We start from the raw sequence: 18,588 nt of genomic DNA, 5'->3' as shown, positions 1-18,588 counted from the left end.
GGCGGGCGGTCAGCTCTCGGTGACCTGACCGCCCTTCAGGTGCAGTCGACGTTCGGCCCGCTTCGCCACGGCCGAGTCGTGCGTGACGATGACGAGGGTCAGCCCGCGCTCGCGCCAGACGCCCTCGAGCAGATCCATGATCTCGTCGCGGGTCGCCTCGTCGAGCGAGCCCGTCGGCTCGTCGGCCAGCAGCACGGTGGGCTCCTTCACCAGGGCCCGCGCGATCGCGACCCGTTGCTGCTGACCGCCCGACAGCTCGGCCGGCAGGTGGTCGGCGCGCTCGGCCAGGCCGACCGACTCGAGTGCGGCCGCCGCACGCCGGCGCCGTTCGTCACGCGGAACCGAGCCGTCGGCGAACGCCGTCTCGACGTTCTCGGCCGCCGTCAGCGTGGGGATCAGGTTGAACCCCTGGAACACGAAGCCGATCTCGCGACCCCGGGCGGCGGCGAGGGCGTGGTCGCCGGCTCTCGAGAGGTCCTTCTCGCCGAGCAGCACGGTGCCGCTCGTCGGCCGGTCGAGGGCGCCGAGCATCTGCAGCAGCGTCGACTTGCCGCCACCGGTCGGCCCCTGGATCGCGACCATCTGGCCGGCGGGGATCTCGAGCGTGACGCCGGCCAGCGCCGTCACGGTCTTCTTCTTCTGCGAGTACGTCTTGACGACGTCGGTGAGGCGGTACATCGGTCGGGGCCCTTCGGGTGCGTGCGGTGCGGTGGGGGAGTGCTGGTGGGAGGGGGACGAGGAGGCGCGGATCCCGTCGACCGGGCCGGTCGCGTCGACCTCGACCCGCGTCACGCGACGCTCCGCAGGGCCTCGGCGGGACGCAGCCGCGAGGCCCGCCAGCCGCCGACGGCCCCGGCGAACAGGCCGCCGAGGACGGCGAGTCCGACGGCGATCAGGATGATCGAGAGCGTGACGGGGACGTGCAGCGCGATGTCGGTCGTGGTCTGGGCCATCTGCTGACCGAAGCCTCCGCCGGTGCCCGCCGCCGCGCCTCCTTCGACCGCCGAGCCGGCCGCCGCGGTCGCGGCACCGCCGGGCATGCCGCCGGGACCACCGGCCCCGGGGCCCGACGAGGTCGCGGCCGAGGCCGAGAGGGTCGGAGCGATCGCGTTGACGACCACGATGCCGAGCAGGCCGACGGCCACGCCGACGACGCCACCGATCAGACCCTGGACGAGCGACTCGCCGGCGACCTGACGGGTGATGCGGGCGTTGCTCCAGCCGATCGCCTTGAGCGTGCCGAACTCCCGCGTGCGGCGGCCGACGCCCGAGACGGTGAACAGGACGGCGATGGCGAAGGCCGCGATCAACACGATGACCGAGAGCCAGGTGCCGAGGTTCGAGACCAGGCCCGAGGCGGTCGACAGCGAGCCCGAGACGCTCGACGCGAGGTCGGACTGCGTGCTCACGGTCGCGTCGGGCAGGGCGGCCTCGAGATCGGACTTGAGCGAGTCGACGTCGCTCGCGCTCGCCGCCGTGACGTAGACGCTGCTGATCTGGCCGGTCAGGCCGCTGACGGTCTGCGCCGTGTCGAGCGGGACGTACGTGTCGCTCGCGGTGGCCGCGTCGGACGAGGTGGAGGCCACGACACCGATCACGGTGAAGTCGGTGCCGCCGATGGTGAGGGTGTCGCCCGTGGTGAGGTCGGCGCTCGTGGCGTAGGCCTGGTCGAGCACGACGACGTCCTTCCCGGCGTCGTCGGCGGTGAAGGTGCGGCCATCCGCCAGGGTCACGCTGGTGAGCGGGCCGACCGCGTCCGCGGTCACGTCGATGCCCTCGACCGCGAACTGGTCGACGTCGAACGAGCTGCCGCCCGCGCCGTCGGCCCCGCCCGTGGGCGGCGCCTGCTGGGCCGTGCCCGTGTCGGTTCCGGTGCCTGAACCCGGGGCCGTGCCCGCGCCTCCGGAACCGCCCTGGGAGAAGTCCGGCAGCGTGCCGGAGAAGCTGGAGTTCTGCAGGCTGAGGGTCGCGGTCGCGGCGGAGACGCCGTCGACGCCCTCGACCGTGGCGAGCGTGGAAGAGTCGAAGGTGGCCGTGCCACGCGCCGCCGAGAGCGTGCTCTGCGAGACCTCGGTGCTGCCGTCTTCCGTGCTGCCGTCGCCCGAGCCGAAGGAGAACTGCTGGCCGGGGCCGCCGCCGTCGGTTCCCGGCTCGGCGGTCTGCGTGATGGTGACGTCGGTGCCGACGCCGTACACGGACTCGAGCACGGACGACTGGGCGTTCCGCACGCCGGCGGCGACGCCGTTGACGATGATGACGAGCGCGATCGCGAGGGCCATGCCGATGGCGATGACGACGGTCTGCTTGCGCCTGTTGCCGAGTTCTCGGCGCAGGTAGGTGAAGAACATGGTGTGGGGGTCTCCTTGGCTGGGGCGGTGCCGGGCCGTCGGGCCTGCCGCCGGAGCGAACCTAGGGACGGCCTCGATGAGGTCGCGATCAGTCGGCTATGAGGCTCGTATGAGAGATGCGCAGCCAGCTCATCGGTCGGACACAGTCCGTTCATAGGAATCGCTCGATACTTGGAGAGGTGACCACAACGACCCCCGCCACCGCCTCGGCCCCCCGCCTCACCCGTGCCGACGGAACGCCCCTCCGAGTCCTCGTCGTCGACGACGAGAACAGCCTCACCGACCTGCTCTCGATGGCCCTGCGCTACGAGGGCTGGGACGTCAAGGCGGCCTCCGACGGCCAGGCGGCCCTCGCGACGGCGCGCGAGTTCAAGCCCGACGCGATCGTGCTCGACTGGATGCTGCCCGACATCGACGGCATCCAGGTGCTCGGTCGCCTGCGGTCGAGCGGCGACGACACCCCGATCCTGTTCCTCACCGCGAAGGACAGCGTCGAGGACCGGGTGTCGGGTCTCACCGCCGGCGGCGACGACTACGTGACCAAGCCCTTCTCGCTCGAAGAGGTCGTCGCCCGACTGCGCGGCCTGATCCGCCGGTCGGCCTCGGCCATCAGCGAGGCGGGCGACTCGCGCATCGTCGTCGGCGACCTCGTGCTCGACGAGGAGAGCTACGAGGTGACCCGTGCCGGTCGCGAGATCGAGTTGACCGCGACCGAGTTCGAGCTGTTGCGCTTCCTGATGCGCAACCCGCGCCGCGTGCTGAGCAAGGCGCAGATCCTCGACCGGGTCTGGAGCTACGACTTCGGCGGCAAGTCCAGCGTCGTCGAGATCTACATCTCGTACCTGCGCAAGAAGATCGACGTCGGTGAAGAGCCCATGATCCACACCGTGCGCGGCGTGGGTTACGTGATCAAGCCCACCTCGTGAGCGCTGCCCTGCCCGCCCGGGTGGGCTCGCGCCTCCGCGGCCTCGTGGGCCGGGCGCCCGGTCTCGCCGGTCCGCTCACGCTGCGCAACCGCCTGATCCTCAGCATCGTCGCGCTCGTCGTGCTGCTGACCATCGTGATCGGCTCTGTCAGCGTGATCGTCCTGCAGGCGTCGCTGATGCGTCAGCTCGACGACGAACTCGAGGGGGCGACCGGTCGCTCGGTGCCCATGGTGAACGCCCAGGGCTCGACGACCCGGCCGTACCTGACGCCCGACGGCGACGACCTGTCGGGCCCGCGGCAGTCGCCCGGCACCTTCACGGCCGTCGTCGTCAACGGGTCGGTCGTGGCGGCTTACCGGGTCGAGCAGTCGGGGCGGGTCGTCTCGCCTCGCCTGACCGACGACCTCACGTCGGTCGTGACGACGGTCGCCGGCTCGACGACTCCCGAGACCGTCTCGCTCGGATCGGCCCTGGGCTCGTACCGGGTGGAGTCCCTCGCGGTCGGCTACCAGACGACGACGACGTCGGGCTCGGTCGCCACGACGCCGGCCTACCTCGTCGTGGGTCTGCCGACGAGCAGCGTCGACCGCACCATCACGGTCATGGTGATCACCATCCTCGCCGTGACCCTCATCGGCCTCGCCATCGCGATCGCCGTGGCCTACGGCGTCGTGCGCAGCGCCCTCCGACCGCTCGAGCGCATGTCCGACACGGCGCTGCGGGTCGCCGAGCTGCCGCTGGACCGCGGCGAGGTGGCGCTGGCCGAACGCGTCGACGAGGCCGACGCCGACACCCGCACCGAGGTGGGCCGCGTCGGTGCCTCGCTCAACCGCATGCTGGGCCACGTGGCGGGGGCCCTCGAGGCCCGTCAGCAGAGCGAGAACAAGGTGCGGCAGTTCGTCGCCGACGCCTCGCACGAGCTGCGGACCCCGCTCGCGTCGGTCCGCGGCTACGCCGAGCTGACCCGCCGCATGAACACCGGACTGCCCGACGACGTGGTCTACGCCATGGGCCGCATCGAGTCGGAGTCGCTGCGGATGACCTCGCTCGTCGAGGACCTCCTGCTGCTCGCCCGCCTCGACGAGGGGCGCGACCTCGTCACGGGCGACGTGGACCTCACCCGGGTCGTGCTCGACACGGTCAACGACGCCCACGTGGCCGGCCCCACGCACGACGTCGACGTGTACGTGCCCGACGAGCCGGTGACCGTGTCGGGCGACGCCATGCGCCTGCACCAGATCGTCGCGAACCTGTTGACGAACGTGCGCACACACACGCCCGACGGCACGCACGTGCACGTCTCGCTCACGGTCGACGACGCGTCCGGGCAGGCCGTCGTCTCGGTCGCCGACGACGGGCCGGGCATCGACCCGGCCGTGCTGCCGGTGCTGTTCGAACGGTTCGCCCGCGCCGACAGCTCGCGGTCGCGGAAGGCCGGCTCGACGGGCCTCGGCCTCGCGATCGTGCAGGCCGTCGTCCACTCCCACGGGGGGACCGTCGACGTCGCCAGCTCGGACGACGGGGCCACCTTCACCGTCCGTCTGCCGCTCGCGACGCCCGTCGTCGCCCCCGACCGGGATGCCGAGGAGGCGCGACTTGCGTGAGCGCGCCTCCTGCGTCTATTCTGATCGAAGCCCAAGACCGCCGGTTGTACTCGTCTGATCGCAGACGGGTGCCGAAGGTTCTCGAGAGAGAGCGTCCAGCGCAGGTGTGTGAAGTCGTTCCTCTTCTCGAAGAGATCCAGCTCCGTGCGCTTGCGCCGGAGCTTTTTTCATCGGTGCGGCACCGGTCTCGGTGCGGCCGAGTCGAGTGCCCGGGGGCTGCTGGCACACCCACGTTTTAGGAGAGCCATGGCGAACAAGGAAGCATCGGTCGCCGAGCTCACGGACAACTTCCGTGACTCGACCGCCGTTCTGCTCACCGAGTACCGCGGTCTCACTGTTGCCGAGCTGAAAGAGCTCCGCAAGTCCATCAGTGCAGACGCGACGTACGCCGTGGTGAAGAACACGCTCAGCAAGATCGCGGCCAACAACGCCGGAATCAGCTCGTTCGACGACGAACTCGTCGGACCGTCTGCGATCGCCTTCGTGCACGGTGACCCTGTCGCCGTCGCCAAGAGCCTGCGTGACTTCGCCAAGGCACACCCCGCTCTGATCGTGAAGAACGGTTACTTCGACGGTAACCCGCTCACGGCAGACGAGGTCAAGCAGCTCGCCGATCTCGAATCCCGAGAGGTGCTGCTGGGCAAACTGGCCGGCGCCTTCAAGGCTTCGCTGTTCGGTGCTGCCTACCTGTTCCAGGCACCGCTGTCCCAGGCCGTTCGCACGGTCGAGGCGCTGCGTGCCAAGCAGGAAGCCGACAGCTAAAAAGCTGTCGTACCAACCCACACTTTAGAAAACCCATAAGGAGAACACCATGGCGAAGCTCACGCAGGACGAACTGATCGAGGCCTTCAAGGAGCTCACGCTCATCGAGCTCAGCGACTTCGTGAAGAAGTTCGAAGAGGTCTTCGAGGTCACCGCTGCTGCCCCCGTGGCCGCTGCCGGTGCCGCCGGCCCCGCCGCCGCTGCTGAAGAGGTCGAAGAGCAGACCGCCTTCGACGTCGTGCTCGAGGCTGCCGGTGACAAGAAGATCCAGGTCATCAAAGAGGTCCGCGCGCTCACGAGCCTCGGTCTCGGCGAGGCCAAGGCCGTCGTCGACGGTGCCCCCAGCACCGTCCTCGAGGGCGCTTCGAAGGAGGCCGCCGACAAGGCCAAGGCTCAGCTCGAGGCCGCCGGCGCGACGATCACCCTCAAGTAGTCGGCGGGCCCTCGCGGCCCTCGGCGCTTGAGCGGCACGTCTGCTCAGCACCATTCGGAAGGCGCCACCCCTCGGGGTGGCGCCTTTCGGCGTTCCCGGTGGTGCTGCAGAGGTGCGCCGCCGGTCCGTCGCGACCCGCGCCTCCTCGGGGGTCCGGCGGGTTCCCGTCGTCCTCGGCGAGTCGGCACCGACTCGCCGCAGGTGACGCGAACCCGCCGATCACGCGACGACGGCGGTCAGGAGGCGCGGGCCAGGACCGAGTGCCGGCGACCGTAACCGAGGTACACCGCGGTGCCCACGGCCATCCAGACGGCGAAGGCCGCCCAGGTGACCCACCCGAGCGTCACCATGAGCAGGACACAGAAGGCGCAGCCGAGGATCGGGGTCAGCGGGTACAGCGGCACCTTGTAGGTCCGGTCGAGTTCGGGCCGGTTGCGCCGAAGCCAGATGACAGACACGTTGACCAAGGCGAAGGCGAAGAGCGTGCCGATGCTCGTCGCGTCGGCGAGGGCGCCGAGGGGGATCACGGCGGCGGCCACGGCCACCGCTCCGCCGACGATCAGGGTGCCGGCGACGGGGGTCTGCGTCCGCGCCGAGACGCGGCCGAGGACGCGGGGCACGAGGCCGTCCCGGGCCATCGAGACGAAGATGCGCGTCTGACCGTAGAGCACCGTGAGCACGACGCTCGCGATCGCGGCCACGGCGGTGACGGCGAAGAGGAAGGCGACCCACGGTTGCCCCGTGATGTCGGCGACGATCGTGACGAGGGTCGCCTCGCCGTCGGTGAAGCTCGTCCACGGGCGCGCGCCGATCGCGGCGACGGCCACGAGGATGTACAGCACCGTGATGATCACGATCGAGGCGATGATGGCGCGCGGCAGGTCGCGCTTCGCGTCGCGGGCCTCTTCGCCGGCCGTGGACGCCGCGTCGAAACCGATGTACGAGAAGAACAACCGGGAGGCGGCGGCCGAGACGCCGGCCGCGCCCATCGGTGCCAGCGGCTCGAAGTTGCCGACGCTGAAGGCCGTGAAGGCGACGGCGACGAAGAACACGAGCAGCGCCACCTTCACGACGACGAGCAGCGTGTTGACCCAGGCGCTCTCGCGGGCGCCCGGCACCAGCACGAGGGTGGCGAGCAGGACGAGCACCGCCGCGGGCAGGTTGAGCACGCCACCGGCGCCCGGGGGCTCGGCGATCGCGGCCGGCAGGGCGAGCCCGAACACGTCGAGGGCCTCGTTCACGTACTGGCCCGCACCGACCGCGACGGCCGCGACCGAGACGGCGTACTCGAGCACGAGGCACCACCCGCAGACCCAGGCGATGCCCTCGCCGAGCGTCGCGTACGCGTACGAGTAGCTCGAGCCCGACACGGGCACGCTGCCCGCCATCTCGGCGTACGACAGGGCCGACAGCAGGGCCGCGACGCCCGCGAGCACGAACGAGATCCAGACCGCGGGGCCGGCCAGCGGGACGGCCGTGCCGAGCACGACCAGGATGCCCGTGCCGAGGGTCGCACCGATGCTGATCGCCGTGAGGTGCCAGACGCCCAGGGTGCGGCGCAGACGGGGTCCGCCGTCGACGGCGGCCTCGCTCTCGGCGACGTACGCCTCGAGGGGTTTGCGCGCCCTCAGCTGGGCGACGAGGGACGGGCGGGACGTGACGCGGGACTCGTGGGGCACCGCGAGAGGCTACCGTACGGCCGGCACCGCGCCTCCTCGTCGCCTGACGCCTCGGCGCCTAGTCGTCGAGGTCGAGGCCGAGCTGCTTGACGCGGGTCATCGCCTCGCGGCGGGACGACGCCTGGAGCTTGCGGTAGATGCTGCGGACGTGGCTCTTGACCGTGTTGACCGAGATGAACAGCTGGCTGCCGATCTGGCCGAGGGTTTGGCCCGTGGCCAGGTGTCGGACGATGACGAGCTCACGGTCGCTCAAGGGCTCGGCGAGCTGCGGCACGACGTCCGCCGACGTGCCGCGCAGGCGGTCGAGCACCCCGACGATGGTCGGCGGCTGCCGACGGCCGACGGCGCGCTGCACGAGGTGTTCGAGGACGTCCTCGGGCAGGGTGGCGAAGAGCCAGATCGACCCGTTGTGGCCAGCGCTCAGCAACGCCCGGTCGAAGGCGATGTCGCTGTGCGGGCCGTCGCCGAGGGCGAGGTGTGCGGCGGCCTGGAGTGCGTGCACCTGGCCCATGGTGCGCTCGCTGTGCAGGTCGCCGATGGCGAGACACTGTTCGAGCGCCTCGAGGGCGTCCTCGGGCTCGCCCGCGGCGAGGTGCACCAGGGCGAGCACGCGAGCGGGACAGCGGATGTGGTGGTGCGAAGGTGTCACCGACGAGGCCAGTCGGCGGGCCTCGTGGGGCTGCCCGAGCAGGCGCATGGTCTCGGCCCGCATCACGACGGCCGACTCGGTCAGGGCGCTGTGCCCGGTGAAGCCGTCGATGGTGCGGGTGATCCGGGCCAGCAGGTCGAGCACCTCGATGTGGCGGCTCTCGGCCAGCAGCACGTGTGCTTCGGCGAACAGGCCGAGCGCCTCCCAGTCGCTGCCGCGCGACGCCTGGCGGACGTCGGCGAGCAGGCCTTCGTGGCCGCCCACGGCCTCGCCGCGTTCGAGGGCGAGGTGCACGCGGGTGATCTGGGTCAGGGCACCGAACGAGCTGCCCAGCAGGTCGGTGCCGTCGGCGAGCTCGCGGGCGAGGTCGACGTGGCGATCGGCGAGGTCGAAGTCGCCGATCAGCATCGCGACGAAGGCGAGGGCCGAAAGGCACTCGACGCGCTCGGCGGTGCTGAGGTGGTCCTCGCCGAGACCGTTGGCGAGGCTCAGGGCGAAGCGGGCCTGGTCGATCTCGCCGTAGTGCAGGCGGATCAGGCCGAGCTGCAGCGAGAACGAGGCGCTGAGCGAGATGCGCACGCTGATCGACTCGGCCAGGTCGTTCTCGATGAGGGTCCGGGCGACTTCGAGGTGCTCGTGGGCCACGACGAAGTTGCCGAGGGTGCGCAGGGACGCGCCGAGGTGGACGTGGTAGCCCGCCCGGATGTCGAGCGGCAGGTCGGGGTCGGCGTCGAGCGCCTTGGCGACGCCGCGGAACCAGGGCAGGGCGGCACTGCGCGAGCGGGAGCCGACCGAGCGGTGGCTCGCGGCCAGGGCGAGCAGGATGCGGGGTCGTCCGCGCCACTCCTCTTCGGGCGTCGAGCGGATGGCCTCGCGCAGGCGTGCTCCCTGCAGGGGCGCGATCTGGGTCCAGCCCTGTTCGATGGCGTCGAGAGCAGCCCGGTGGTCGGCGGGCTGCAGTTCGGCACTCGGCGGTTCGACGGCCGTGGGGTTCGACGTGTTCACGATGGTCCTAGCTCCGCCGCTTCGGGAGGCTCTCCCGTCGGGTAGGGGGAGCGCGGCTGCCGGAGCCTGGTCAGGTGCACCGACACCGCCATACTAAACTGAGAGATCATTCCGTCGTATGGTCTGTCGGGCATTGCGCCCACAACTGGGGGACGAACGGTCGTTCTACGGCGTGTCGCGGCGTGTCTCGACGGTCCCGTGGCGATTTCTTGCAGGCACTGACTCGAACGCCGGCGACGGGCCACCCGTGACGGTGGTCAGGCCTACGCTGACCGGATGAGCTCGATGCACGCCCCCGCAGGCGGTCCCCGTGGCGGGGGCCGCCCGGGTGGTTCCGGTCGGGTGTCGAGCGGCGACGCCGACGCCCAGCGCGCGGCGAACGCCACGGCGCCGCGCATCCCCGACCTGCTCGGTCGCATCCGAGGCTTGTTCGTCCCGCACAAGCGGGCCCTCGTCGTCACCGTGGTGCTGGTCCTGATCGGCGCCGCCATCAGCGTGGCTCCGCCGTTGCTCACCAAGCAGGCGTTCGACCGGGGGCTGTTCCCGCCGGGCGGCCCCGACGTGCCCGTGCTGCTCGAGCTGGTGGGCGCCATGGTGGGGCTGTGGGTGCTGTCGGCCGGCATCGGCGTCTGGCAGACGTACCTGACGGCCACGGTCGGCAACAAAGTCATGGGTGCGTTGCGCATCCGCCTCTTCGGGCACCTGCAGCGCATGGAGCTCGCGTTCTTCACCCGCACCAAGACCGGGGTCATCCAGTCCCGGCTGCAGAACGACGTCGGTGGCGTCGCGAACGTGCTCAGCAACACCATCTCGAGCGTCCTGGGCAACACCGTCACGGTCATCGCGGCCTTCGTGTCCATGCTCGTGCTCAGCTGGCAGATGACCGTCGTCACGGTGATCCTGCTGCCGCTGCTCGTGGTGGCCCAGCGTCGGGTGGGCCAGGTGCGTGCCCGCATCGCCACCAAGACGCAAGAGTCCCTCAGCGACATGACCGCCATCACGCAAGAAGCGTTGAGCGTCAGTGGCATCCTGCTCGCCAAGAGCTTCAACCAGCAGCACGCCGAGGTCGAGCGCTACGCCGCCGAGAACCGCACGCAGATCGGGCTGCAGGTGCGTCAGCAGATGAGCGGGCAGTGGTTCTTCGCCGTCGTCCAGATCTTCCTCTCGGTCATCCCCGCCCTCATCTACCTCGTCGCGGCCTGGCTGATCCTCCGCGACGTGCCGGTGACCGCGGGCACGATCGTGGCCTTCACGACGGTCCAGGCCCGGTTGACCTTCCCGCTCATGGGCCTGCTGCGGGTGGCCCTCGACCTGCAGACCTCCGGGGCGCTCTTCGCGCGCATCTTCGAGTACCTCGACCTCCACCCGGCGATCACGAACGACCCGTCGGCCGAGACCGTCGACGAGACGCAGCTCGGCCGGGTCGAGTTCGACGACGTCTCGTTCTCGTATCCCGACGCCGAGCCCGGGCAGAAGACCCTCGACGGCGTCTCGTTCGACATCGCGCCCGGCCAGTTCGCCGCCTTCGTCGGCCCGAGCGGTGCCGGCAAGACGACCGTGTCGTACCTGATCCCACGGTTCTACGAGGCGTCCGGCGGTGCGGTCCGCTTCGCGGGCACCGACGTCCGGCGGCTCGACCAAGAGTCGCTGGTCGGCAACATCGGCATCGTCAGCCAAGAGACCTATCTGTTCCACGCCAGTATCGGCGACAACCTCCGCTACGCACGACCCGACGCGACCGACGAGCAACTGGTCGACGCGGCCCGGCAGGCCAACATCCACGAGACCATCGCGTCGTTCCCCGACGGCTACGACACGATCGTCGGCGAGCGGGGCTATCGCCTCTCGGGCGGCGAGAAGCAACGCATCGCCATCGCCCGCGTCCTGCTGAAAGACCCGGCGGTGATGGTCCTCGACGAGGCGACGAGCGCCCTCGACACGGTGTCCGAGCGCGTGGTGCAAGAAGCGCTCGACACGGCGACCCGCGGTCGGACGACGATCGCGATCGCGCACCGCCTCTCGACCGTCCGCGACGCCGACGTCGTGTTCGTCGTCGTGGCCGGCCGCGTCGTCGAGCGGGGCACGCACGACGAGCTGCTCGCGCTCGGCGGGGTCTACGCCGAGCTCTACGGGCAGCAAGTCTCGGCGTAGGTCGTGGCGGTCCGGGCGTCCCGTCAGCCGCGCTCGGCGAGCATCGCCTGCATGGCGTCGACCTCGCTCTGCTGCGTCTGCACCATGCCCGAGGCGAAGGCGCGCACCTGCGGCACCTCGCTGCGTGCCAGGATCGCGTCCGCCATCTCGATGCCGCCCTGGTGATGCGCGATCATCAGCGTCAGGAAGAGCCGCTCGGCCTCGACGCCGCGGGCGGAGTCCAGGGCCGCGAGCTGCTCGTCGGTTGCCAGCCCCGGCATGCGGCCGCCGGGTTCGTGGGTGGCGACCGGCGTGGCCGGGCCACTCGCGCCTCCGTCGTCGGTCATGTGGTGGCTGCCGTAGTCGCCGTCGAGGGTCGGGCGGGTCATCCAGGTCATGGTCGGCTCGGCGGGTGCCTGCGGCAGCCGCCACAGCTCGAGCCAGGCGTACATCTGGCCGGCCTGCTGCGACTGCGTCAGGGCCATGTCGTAGGCCATCGAGCGCACCTCGGGGTCGTCGGTCCGGTCGCGGACCATCATCGCCATCTGCACGGCCTGCTCGTGGTGCACCTGCATGTCGCGCGAGAACCCCGCCTCGACGCTGTCCGTGCCGGGCGTGACCGGGTTGGGCGAGCTGAGTCGGCCGAGGGCGACGCCCACCAGCAGCACGATCGCCACGGTCAGGACCCCCGCGATCAGCAGCCGCAGCCGACGACCCGAGGAGGGGCGGTGCGGCGCCGCCCCGTCGGTCACGTCGACGTCGTCACGCCCCGAGGCGGTCACGCGATCTTGCCGGTGCCGTCCACGCCGCCGGTGCAGGGTGCCCCGGGCTCGGGCGCGTTCGTGGACTTCCAGTACTTGGTGACGAAGTCCGACACGGTGGCCTCGTCGTCGGACACGTTCGCGAAGGGCAGCTGGGCGCCCCAGGCCGAGACGTACATGGGGGAGTCGAGACCCTCGTAGGGCGAGACGACCGCGTAGGTGTCGGGGGCGAAGTCGCGCAGCGCCTCGATCTCGCTCTCGCTGACCTGCTCGGGGTCGTAGGTGAACCAGATCGCCCCGTGCTCGAGGTCGTGGACGGCGTTCTCGTTCGGCACGGGTTCGGTGTAGACGCCGCAGTTCAACCAGATCTGGTTGTGGTCGCCACCGGCGGGAGGGGTCATCGCGTAGTCGACGCTGCCGCCGACGTGGTTCGCGGTGAGGTCGGAGTAGGTCTTCACGCCGTCGATCTCGATGGCCTGGGGGTCTTGTCGCGGCTGGCCGCTCGTCACGACGAAGGTGACGACCAGCGCGATCGCCGCCGCGCCCGCGACCGAGGCGGTGACGATGCCGATGGTGCGGTTGCGCTTCGCCCGGGCCTGCTGCCGTTTGAGTTCGGCGACCTTCTCCTGACGTCGGGCGTCGCGCTGCTGCTTGACGGTGGGCTTGTCGTCTGCCACGTGGGGAGTCCTGTCGTCCGGGGGATCGATCGGGGCGATCGGTCGAGATCGGGGATGCGTCACCAGTTCTCTCACGGATTACTGGGAGGTCCTCAATATCCTGCACGATCTGCACGATCTGCACGATCTGCACGATCTGCACGTCGAGGGGCTCGTCCCGCCCCGTAACACGCCAGGGTGCGTCGTTAGACTCGGCCGACGGCGTCGCCACCCGACACCGCCCCTCCCGTCACCCGATCCGCGCCCCACGACGCCGCGCAGAAACCGGAGCACCCGTGAAGTACGCCGAGACCGTCCTCGACCTGATCGGTGACACGCCGCTCGTCAAGCTGAACAAGGTGACCGAGGGCATCACGGCGACCGTGCTCGTCAAGGTCGAGTACGTCAACCCGGGCGGCTCGTCGAAGGACCGCATCGCGACGCGCATCATCGACGCGGCCGAACGCGAGGGCCTCCTGAAGCCCGGGGGCACCATCGTCGAGCCGACCAGCGGCAACACCGGCGTGGGCCTGGCCCTCGTCGCCCAGCAGCGTGGTTACCGTTGCGTCTTCGTCCTGCCCGACAAGGTCGGCGACGACAAGCGCAACGTGCTCAAGGCCTACGGCGCCGAGATCGTCGTCACGCCCACCGCCGTCGAGCCGACCAGCCCCGAGTCGTACTACAGCGTCTCGGACCGCCTGGCGCGCGAGATCCCCGGGGCGTTCAAGCCGAACCAGTACGCCAACCCCAACGGCCCGCTCAGCCACTACGAGACGACGGGTCCCGAGATCTGGCGCGACACCGACGGTCGCATCACGCACTTCGTCGCGGGCGTCGGCACCGGCGGAACGATCAGCGGAACGGGCCGCTACCTCAAAGAGGTCTCCGGAGGCGCGGTGCAGGTCATCGGCGCCGATCCCGAGGGTAGCGTCTACAGCGGTGGCACCGGACGCCCCTACCTGCTCGAGGGCGTCGGCGAGGACTTCTGGCCGGCCGCCTACGACCCCTCGGTCGTCGACCGCATCATCGCCGCGGACGACGCCCGTTCGTTCGAACTGACCCGACGCCTCGCCCGCGAGGAGGGCCTGCTCGTCGGGGGGTCGTCGGGCCTCGCCGTCGCGGCCGCCCTCGACGTCGCCCGCGAGCTCGGCCCCGACGCCGTCGTCGTCGCCCTGCTGCCCGACAGCGGGCGCGGCTACCTCGGCAAGATCTTCAACGACGCGTGGATGCGCTCGTACGGCTTCGGCGTCAGCCACGACGAGCGGTCGGTCCGCGACCTGATCGCGTCGAAGACGGGGCAGCTGCCCGACCTCGTGCACGCGCACCCGTCCGACACCGTCCACGACGTGATCGGCATCATGAAGACCTACGGCGTCTCGCAGATGCCCGTGCTCTCGGCCGAGCCCCCGGTCGTCATCGGCGAGGTCGTCGGCGCCATCGAAGAGAAGGCGCTGCTTGAGGCGATCTTCCGCGGTGGCGCGACCATGGGCGACGCCGTCTCGGGGTACCTCGGCGACCCGCTGCCGTTGATCGGCGTGAACGAGCCCGTCTCGGCGGCCCGGTCCGCGCTCGAGTCGGTCGACGCCCTGCTCGTCACCGACGACGGCCGCCCGGTCGGCGTCGTCACCCGCCAGGACGTCCTCTCCTTCCTCTCCTCCTGAGCGGCCGGGTCGGCACCGTGATCCGGTGACCCGGCCCGCGCCTCCTCGTCCCCACCGTCTGCTCCACCCGTCCCCCTCGAAAGGACACCCCATGACCCACGGTTTCTCGACCCGGGCGATCCACGCCGGCCAGGAGTTCGACCCCACCACCGGTGCCGTCGTCCCCCCGATCTACCAGTCGTCCACCTTCGTGCAGGACGGCATCGGCGGGTTCCGCGGCGGCTACGAGTACGCCCGGTCGGCGAACCCGACGCGCGACTCGCTGCAGACCCTGCTCGCCGACCTCGAGGGCGGCACCGCCGCGTTCAGCTTCGCCTCGGGGCTGTCGGCCGAGGACGCTCTGCTGCGCTCGGTCCTGGCACCGGGAACGCGCATCGTCATGGGCAACGACGTGTACGGCGGCACGCACCGCCTCGTCAACCGGGTCTGGGTGCCCTGGGGAGTCACGCTCGACACGGTCGAGATGAGCGACCTCGATGCCGTTCGCGCAGCCGTCGAGGCCGCACCGACGGCCGTGCTCTGGGTCGAGACGCCCAGCAACCCGCTGATGAAGATCAGCGACATCGCGGCGCTCGCCGAGATCGGGCACGCGGCCGGAGCCGTCGTCGTCGTCGACAACACCTTCGCGTCGCCGTACCTGCAGCAGCCCCTGGCGCTCGGAGCCGACGCGGTCGTGCACTCGACGACGAAGTACATCGGCGGTCACTCGGACGTCGTCGGCGGGGCCGCGGTCGTGCGCGACGACGAGCTCGCCGCGAAGGTCGGCTTCGTCCAGTTCGGCGTCGGTGCCGTGTCGGCCCCCATGGAGGCCTGGCTCACGGTGCGCGGCATCAAGACGCTCGGCGTGCGCGTCGACCGCCACTCGTCGAACGCGCTGGCGATCGCCCACGCACTCGAGGGGCACCCGGCCGTCGAGCGCGTCTACTACCCGGGGCTCGAGTCGCACCCGGGGCACGAGCTCGCCGCCCGGCAGATGCGGGCGTTCGGCGGCATGCTCTCGGTGCAGTTGACCGCCGGTGCCGCGGCGGCCCGGAGGTTCGCCGAGTCGACCGAGCTGTTCCAGCTGGCCGAGTCCCTCGGCGGCGTCGAGTCGCTGATCGGCTACCCGAGCGAGATGACCCATGCCTCGGTGCGCGGCACCGAGCTCGAGGTGCCCGACTCGATCGTGCGCCTGTCGGTCGGCATCGAGGACGTCGACGACCTGCTCGGCGACGTCACGCAGGCGCTCTCGCGCCTCGACGGCTAGGCGTCCGGGCGAGACGACCCGAGGAGGCGCGGTGCGGGGGAGTCCCGCACCGCGCCTCCTCGTCCCGTCCGGTCCTGCGCCGTCGCGCCGTGTCGGCGGCTCGGCCTAGGCTCGTCGCATGACCGACGCCGCCGTGAGCACCCGCCCCGAGGGCGTGCTCAGCGGTCGGTACCGGCTCGCCACGCTGGGCATGTGCGCCTTGATCGGCATCGCGGCGTTCGAGTCGCTCGCGGTCACGACGATCATGCCGATCATCAGCCGCGAGCTCGACGGCGAGGCGCTCTACTCGCTCAGCTTCGCCGCGCCCCTCGCCTCGGGGCTGGTCGGCATGGTGGTGGCCGGCAACTGGGCCGACCGCAGCGGGCCCCGGGTCGTCGTCATCGCGTCGATGTTGCTGTTCGCCGTCGGGCTGCTCGTCGTCGGCACCGCGCCCGACATGGTCGTGCTCCTGCTCGGCCGCCTGGTGCAGGGCGTCGGCTCGGGCGCGGTCATCGTCGGCCTCTACGTCATGGTCGCCCGGCTCTACCCGCCGGGCCTGCACCCGTCGATCTTCGCGGGCTTCGCCGCGGCCTGGGTCGTGCCGGGGCTCGTCGGGCCGCTCGTCGCCGGCGTCGTGGCCGAGACGGTGGGCTGGCACTGGGTCTTCCTCGGGGCGTTCGTGCTGGCCGTGCCCGCCTTCGTCATGATCCTGCCGAGCCTTCGTCGGGTGCCCCCGCCCGAGGTGGCCGACGGCGGGCAGCGCGTCGCCTGGAGCATCGGGCGCATCGCGTGGTCGGTCGGCGCCGCCCTCGGCGTGCTGGCCCTCAACCTGGTGTCCGAGTTACCGACATGGCTCACCGTCGTCGTCATCGTCGTGGCGGTCGTTGTGCTCGCCGTCGCCCTGCGACCGTTGCTGCCGCGAGGCACCCTGACGGCCGCCCCCGGGCTGCCGACCCTCGTGTTGCTGCGCGGTCTCGTCGGTGCGGCGTTCCTCGGCAGCGAGGTCTACATCCCGTACATGCTCTCGGCCGAATACGACTTCAGCGCCTCGGCCTCGGGCGTCACCCTGACCCTCGGGGCGCTCGGCTGGGCGTTCGCCAGCTGGGTGCAGGGACGGCTCGGCGACCGGGTGGCCCAGCGCGACGGCATCCGCATCGGCATCGTCCTGGTGCTGCTCGGCGTCGTCGTCGCCGCGTTGACCCCCCTGTTCCACCTGCCACCGGTCTTCCTCATCGCGACCTGGGCCGTCGCCGGGTTCGGCATGGGGTTCATGTACCCGCGCTTCTCGGTGCTCGTCCTCGCCCTGTCGACCGACTCCGAGCGCGGGTTCAACAGCTCGGCGCTGACGATCGCCGACTCCACCGGCTCGGCCGTCGCGCTGGCCCTGACCGGGGCCGCCTTCGGGCTGCTCGGCGGGGCGTCCAGCCCGATCGCCTTCGTGGCCTGCTTCGCGGTCGGCACGGGCGTGGCGGTGCTCGCGCTCGCCCTCAGCGGTCGTGCGGTGCCCCGGGGTCGGTGACCGCGCCTCCTGCCCGCCGATCGCGTCGGCGCTCCGCCGACGGTCGCTCGTCATGACGCGTCGGTGACCCCCGGACGGGACGTCGGCGGCCTCCGGGGAATGCATAATGGTCTCCGGACGACGATGTGTACGGTCACATCACCCGGTCACGAAGCGATGGAGCGACGGTGAAGCCTGACATCGACAAGGTGCGTGCTCCCAACATCCGCGACGTGGCCGCCCTCGCAGGGGTCTCGTACCAGACCGTCTCGCGCGTGCTCAACGACAGCCCGAGCATCCGGCCGAGCACCCGGCAGAAGGTGCTCGACGTCATCGACGAGATCGGCTACCGGCCGAACCAGGCCGCTCGGGCCCTGGTCACCAGCCGGTCGAAGGCCATCGGCGTGCTCACCCTGCAGAACGTCCACTTCGGGCCGCAGACGATCGTCAACGCCATCGAGGGAGAGGCCCGGACAGCCGGCTACCGGTTGAGCATCGCCAGCACGACCACGGCGTCCGACGACGTCCGCGCCAGCCTGCAGCTGCTGACCAACCAGGCGGTCGAGGCCATCATCGTCATCGCGCCGCAACGCAAGTTCTTCGACGTGATCGACGAGCTCGACCTCGACGTGCCCATCGTCGCGCTCGACTCGACGCAGCGAGCCCGGGCGCACAGCCTCTCGGTCGACCAGTTCGAGGGGGCGCGTCTCGCCACCCGGCACCTGATCGACCTCGGCCACCGGCACATCGTGCACGTCGCCGGTCCGCAGGACTGGATCGAGGCCGACGAGCGCATGCAGGGCTTCCTCTTCGAGATGGGCGAGGCCGAGCTGTCGATCGAGCCGCCGATCCTCGGCGACCTGACCGCCGACTTCGGCTACACGGCCGGGCAAGAGCTCTTGCGTCGCCGCGACTTCACCGCCGTGTTCTCGGCCAACGACCTGATGGCGGTGGGGCTGCTGCACGCCTTCCGCGAGGCCGACGTCGACGTGCCGCGCGAGGTCAGCGTCGTGGGCTTCGACGACTCACCGACCGCGCCGCACCTCTGGCCGCCGCTCACGACCGTGCGTCAGGACTTCGCCCTGATCGGTCGGCGCGCCGTCGAGCTGGTCGTCGCCGAGCTCGAGGGCGGCACGGTCGTCGACCGCACGTTGATCCCCCCGGAACTCGTGGTGCGCGGGTCGACCTCGCGTCCCTGGTTCCTCTGACCGGCCCCGCGCCACACGGCGAGACGGGCCGTCAGGAGGCGCG

General features: G+C 70.9%; 15 protein-coding genes. 9 read left to right on the top strand and 6 right to left on the bottom strand.

The genetic code is table 11. The features are described 5' to 3' along the window. Positions 1-9: 9 nt before the first annotated feature. Both SJY14_RS13080 and SJY14_RS13075 read right to left on the bottom strand, forming a co-directional pair. The gene (locus SJY14_RS13080) at positions 10-678 is read right to left on the bottom strand and encodes an ABC transporter ATP-binding protein (RefSeq protein WP_071255354.1); all 669 of its coding nucleotides are present in this window, start codon (positions 676-678) and stop codon (positions 10-12) included. A gap of 110 nt (positions 679-788) precedes the next feature. Then, positions 789-2,348, bottom strand: coding sequence for an ABC transporter permease (locus SJY14_RS13075; protein ID WP_396599089.1), 1,560 nt, complete (start codon positions 2,346-2,348; stop codon positions 789-791). Positions 2,349-2,515: 167 nt separating this feature from the next. Here SJY14_RS13075 and SJY14_RS13070 point away from each other — a divergent pair, with 167 nt between their 5' ends. The 4 genes from SJY14_RS13070 to rplL all read left to right on the top strand — a co-directional run bounded on the left by SJY14_RS13070 (position 2,516) and on the right by rplL (position 6,073). Beyond that, entirely contained in the window at positions 2,516-3,274 is a 759-nt protein-coding gene (locus tag SJY14_RS13070; RefSeq protein ID WP_056046521.1) for a response regulator transcription factor, read from the top strand. Then, positions 3,271-4,878, top strand: a complete 1,608-nt coding sequence (locus SJY14_RS13065) for an ATP-binding protein (RefSeq protein ID WP_396599088.1) — start codon at positions 3,271-3,273, stop codon at positions 4,876-4,878. The genes SJY14_RS13070 and SJY14_RS13065 overlap by 4 nt, the downstream gene beginning before the upstream one ends. A 246-nt stretch (positions 4,879-5,124) precedes the next feature. Next, entirely contained in the window at positions 5,125-5,640 is a 516-nt protein-coding gene (rplJ, locus tag SJY14_RS13060; protein ID WP_043592926.1) for a 50S ribosomal protein L10, read from the top strand. Positions 5,641-5,689: 49 nt separating this feature from the next. Further along, positions 5,690-6,073: a 50S ribosomal protein L7/L12 gene (gene rplL / locus SJY14_RS13055; protein ID WP_043592924.1), complete on the top strand. Its 384-nt coding sequence runs from the start codon at positions 5,690-5,692 to the stop codon at positions 6,071-6,073. A 236-nt stretch (positions 6,074-6,309) separates the two neighbouring features. On the opposite strand, the gene SJY14_RS13050 is transcribed toward rplL, so the two are convergent. Together SJY14_RS13050 and SJY14_RS13045 are read right to left on the bottom strand one after the other, a co-directional pair. Then, a complete protein-coding gene (locus SJY14_RS13050; protein ID WP_071255233.1) occupies positions 6,310-7,752 on the bottom strand; it encodes an APC family permease in 1,443 nt (480 codons plus the stop codon). A 58-nt stretch (positions 7,753-7,810) separates the two neighbouring features. Further along, complete coding sequence (locus tag SJY14_RS13045; protein ID WP_071255236.1) at positions 7,811-9,406, bottom strand: LuxR C-terminal-related transcriptional regulator; 1,596 nt, start codon at positions 9,404-9,406, stop codon at positions 7,811-7,813. 276 nt (positions 9,407-9,682) lie between these two features. Between SJY14_RS13045 and SJY14_RS13040 the strand changes: the two genes are divergently transcribed. Next, a complete protein-coding gene (locus SJY14_RS13040) occupies positions 9,683-11,557 on the top strand; it encodes an ABC transporter ATP-binding protein (protein ID WP_055971355.1) in 1,875 nt (624 codons plus the stop codon). A gap of 23 nt (positions 11,558-11,580) precedes the next feature. On the opposite strand, the gene SJY14_RS13035 is transcribed toward SJY14_RS13040, so the two are convergent. After that, a complete protein-coding gene (locus tag SJY14_RS13035; protein ID WP_255364183.1) occupies positions 11,581-12,318 on the bottom strand; it encodes a DUF305 domain-containing protein in 738 nt (245 codons plus the stop codon). Further along, the gene (locus SJY14_RS13030) at positions 12,315-12,974 is read right to left on the bottom strand and encodes a DUF3105 domain-containing protein (RefSeq protein ID WP_396599087.1); all 660 of its coding nucleotides are present in this window, start codon (positions 12,972-12,974) and stop codon (positions 12,315-12,317) included. Before SJY14_RS13030 ends, SJY14_RS13035 begins: the two co-directional genes overlap by 4 nt. A gap of 275 nt (positions 12,975-13,249) precedes the next feature. Between SJY14_RS13030 and SJY14_RS13025 the strand changes: the two genes are divergently transcribed. The 4 genes from SJY14_RS13025 (at position 13,250) to SJY14_RS13010 (ending at position 18,545) form a co-directional block, all read left to right on the top strand. Beyond that, positions 13,250-14,614, top strand: coding sequence for a cystathionine beta-synthase (locus SJY14_RS13025; protein WP_396599086.1), 1,365 nt, complete (start codon positions 13,250-13,252; stop codon positions 14,612-14,614). A gap of 91 nt (positions 14,615-14,705) precedes the next feature. After that, on the top strand, positions 14,706-15,860 hold the full coding sequence (locus SJY14_RS13020; protein WP_071255240.1) for a cystathionine gamma-synthase: 1,155 nt from the start codon (positions 14,706-14,708) through the stop codon (positions 15,858-15,860). 118 nt (positions 15,861-15,978) lie between these two features. Beyond that, positions 15,979-17,358 carry an MFS transporter gene (locus SJY14_RS13015; protein ID WP_071255241.1) on the top strand — a complete coding sequence of 460 codons (1,380 nt, stop codon included), beginning with the start codon at positions 15,979-15,981 and terminating at the stop codon, positions 17,356-17,358. Between the two features lie 167 nt (positions 17,359-17,525). Then, positions 17,526-18,545 carry a LacI family DNA-binding transcriptional regulator gene (locus SJY14_RS13010; RefSeq protein WP_235477471.1) on the top strand — a complete coding sequence of 340 codons (1,020 nt, stop codon included), beginning with the start codon at positions 17,526-17,528 and terminating at the stop codon, positions 18,543-18,545. The last annotated feature ends 43 nt before the right edge of the window (positions 18,546-18,588 follow it).

Source organism: Frigoribacterium sp. R86507 (genome assembly GCF_044597695.1).
Classification (GTDB): domain Bacteria; phylum Actinomycetota; class Actinomycetes; order Actinomycetales; family Microbacteriaceae; genus Frigoribacterium.
Note: the sequence above shows the minus strand (reverse complement) of the source record. Positions and strands in the feature narration are given on the sequence as shown.

Coding starts and splice junctions, on each gene's coding strand:
- SJY14_RS13080 (WP_071255354.1), bottom strand. CDS start 678: ATGTACCGCCTCACCGACGTCGTCAAGACGTACTCGCAGAAGAAGAAG.
- SJY14_RS13075 (WP_396599089.1), bottom strand. CDS start 2,348: ATGTTCTTCACCTACCTGCGCCGAGAACTCGGCAACAGGCGCAAGCAG.
- rplJ (WP_043592926.1), top strand. CDS start 5,125: ATGGCGAACAAGGAAGCATCGGTCGCCGAGCTCACGGACAACTTCCGT.
- rplL (WP_043592924.1), top strand. CDS start 5,690: ATGGCGAAGCTCACGCAGGACGAACTGATCGAGGCCTTCAAGGAGCTC.
- SJY14_RS13040 (WP_055971355.1), top strand. CDS start 9,683: ATGAGCTCGATGCACGCCCCCGCAGGCGGTCCCCGTGGCGGGGGCCGC.
- SJY14_RS13020 (WP_071255240.1), top strand. CDS start 14,706: ATGACCCACGGTTTCTCGACCCGGGCGATCCACGCCGGCCAGGAGTTC.
- SJY14_RS13015 (WP_071255241.1), top strand. CDS start 15,979: ATGACCGACGCCGCCGTGAGCACCCGCCCCGAGGGCGTGCTCAGCGGT.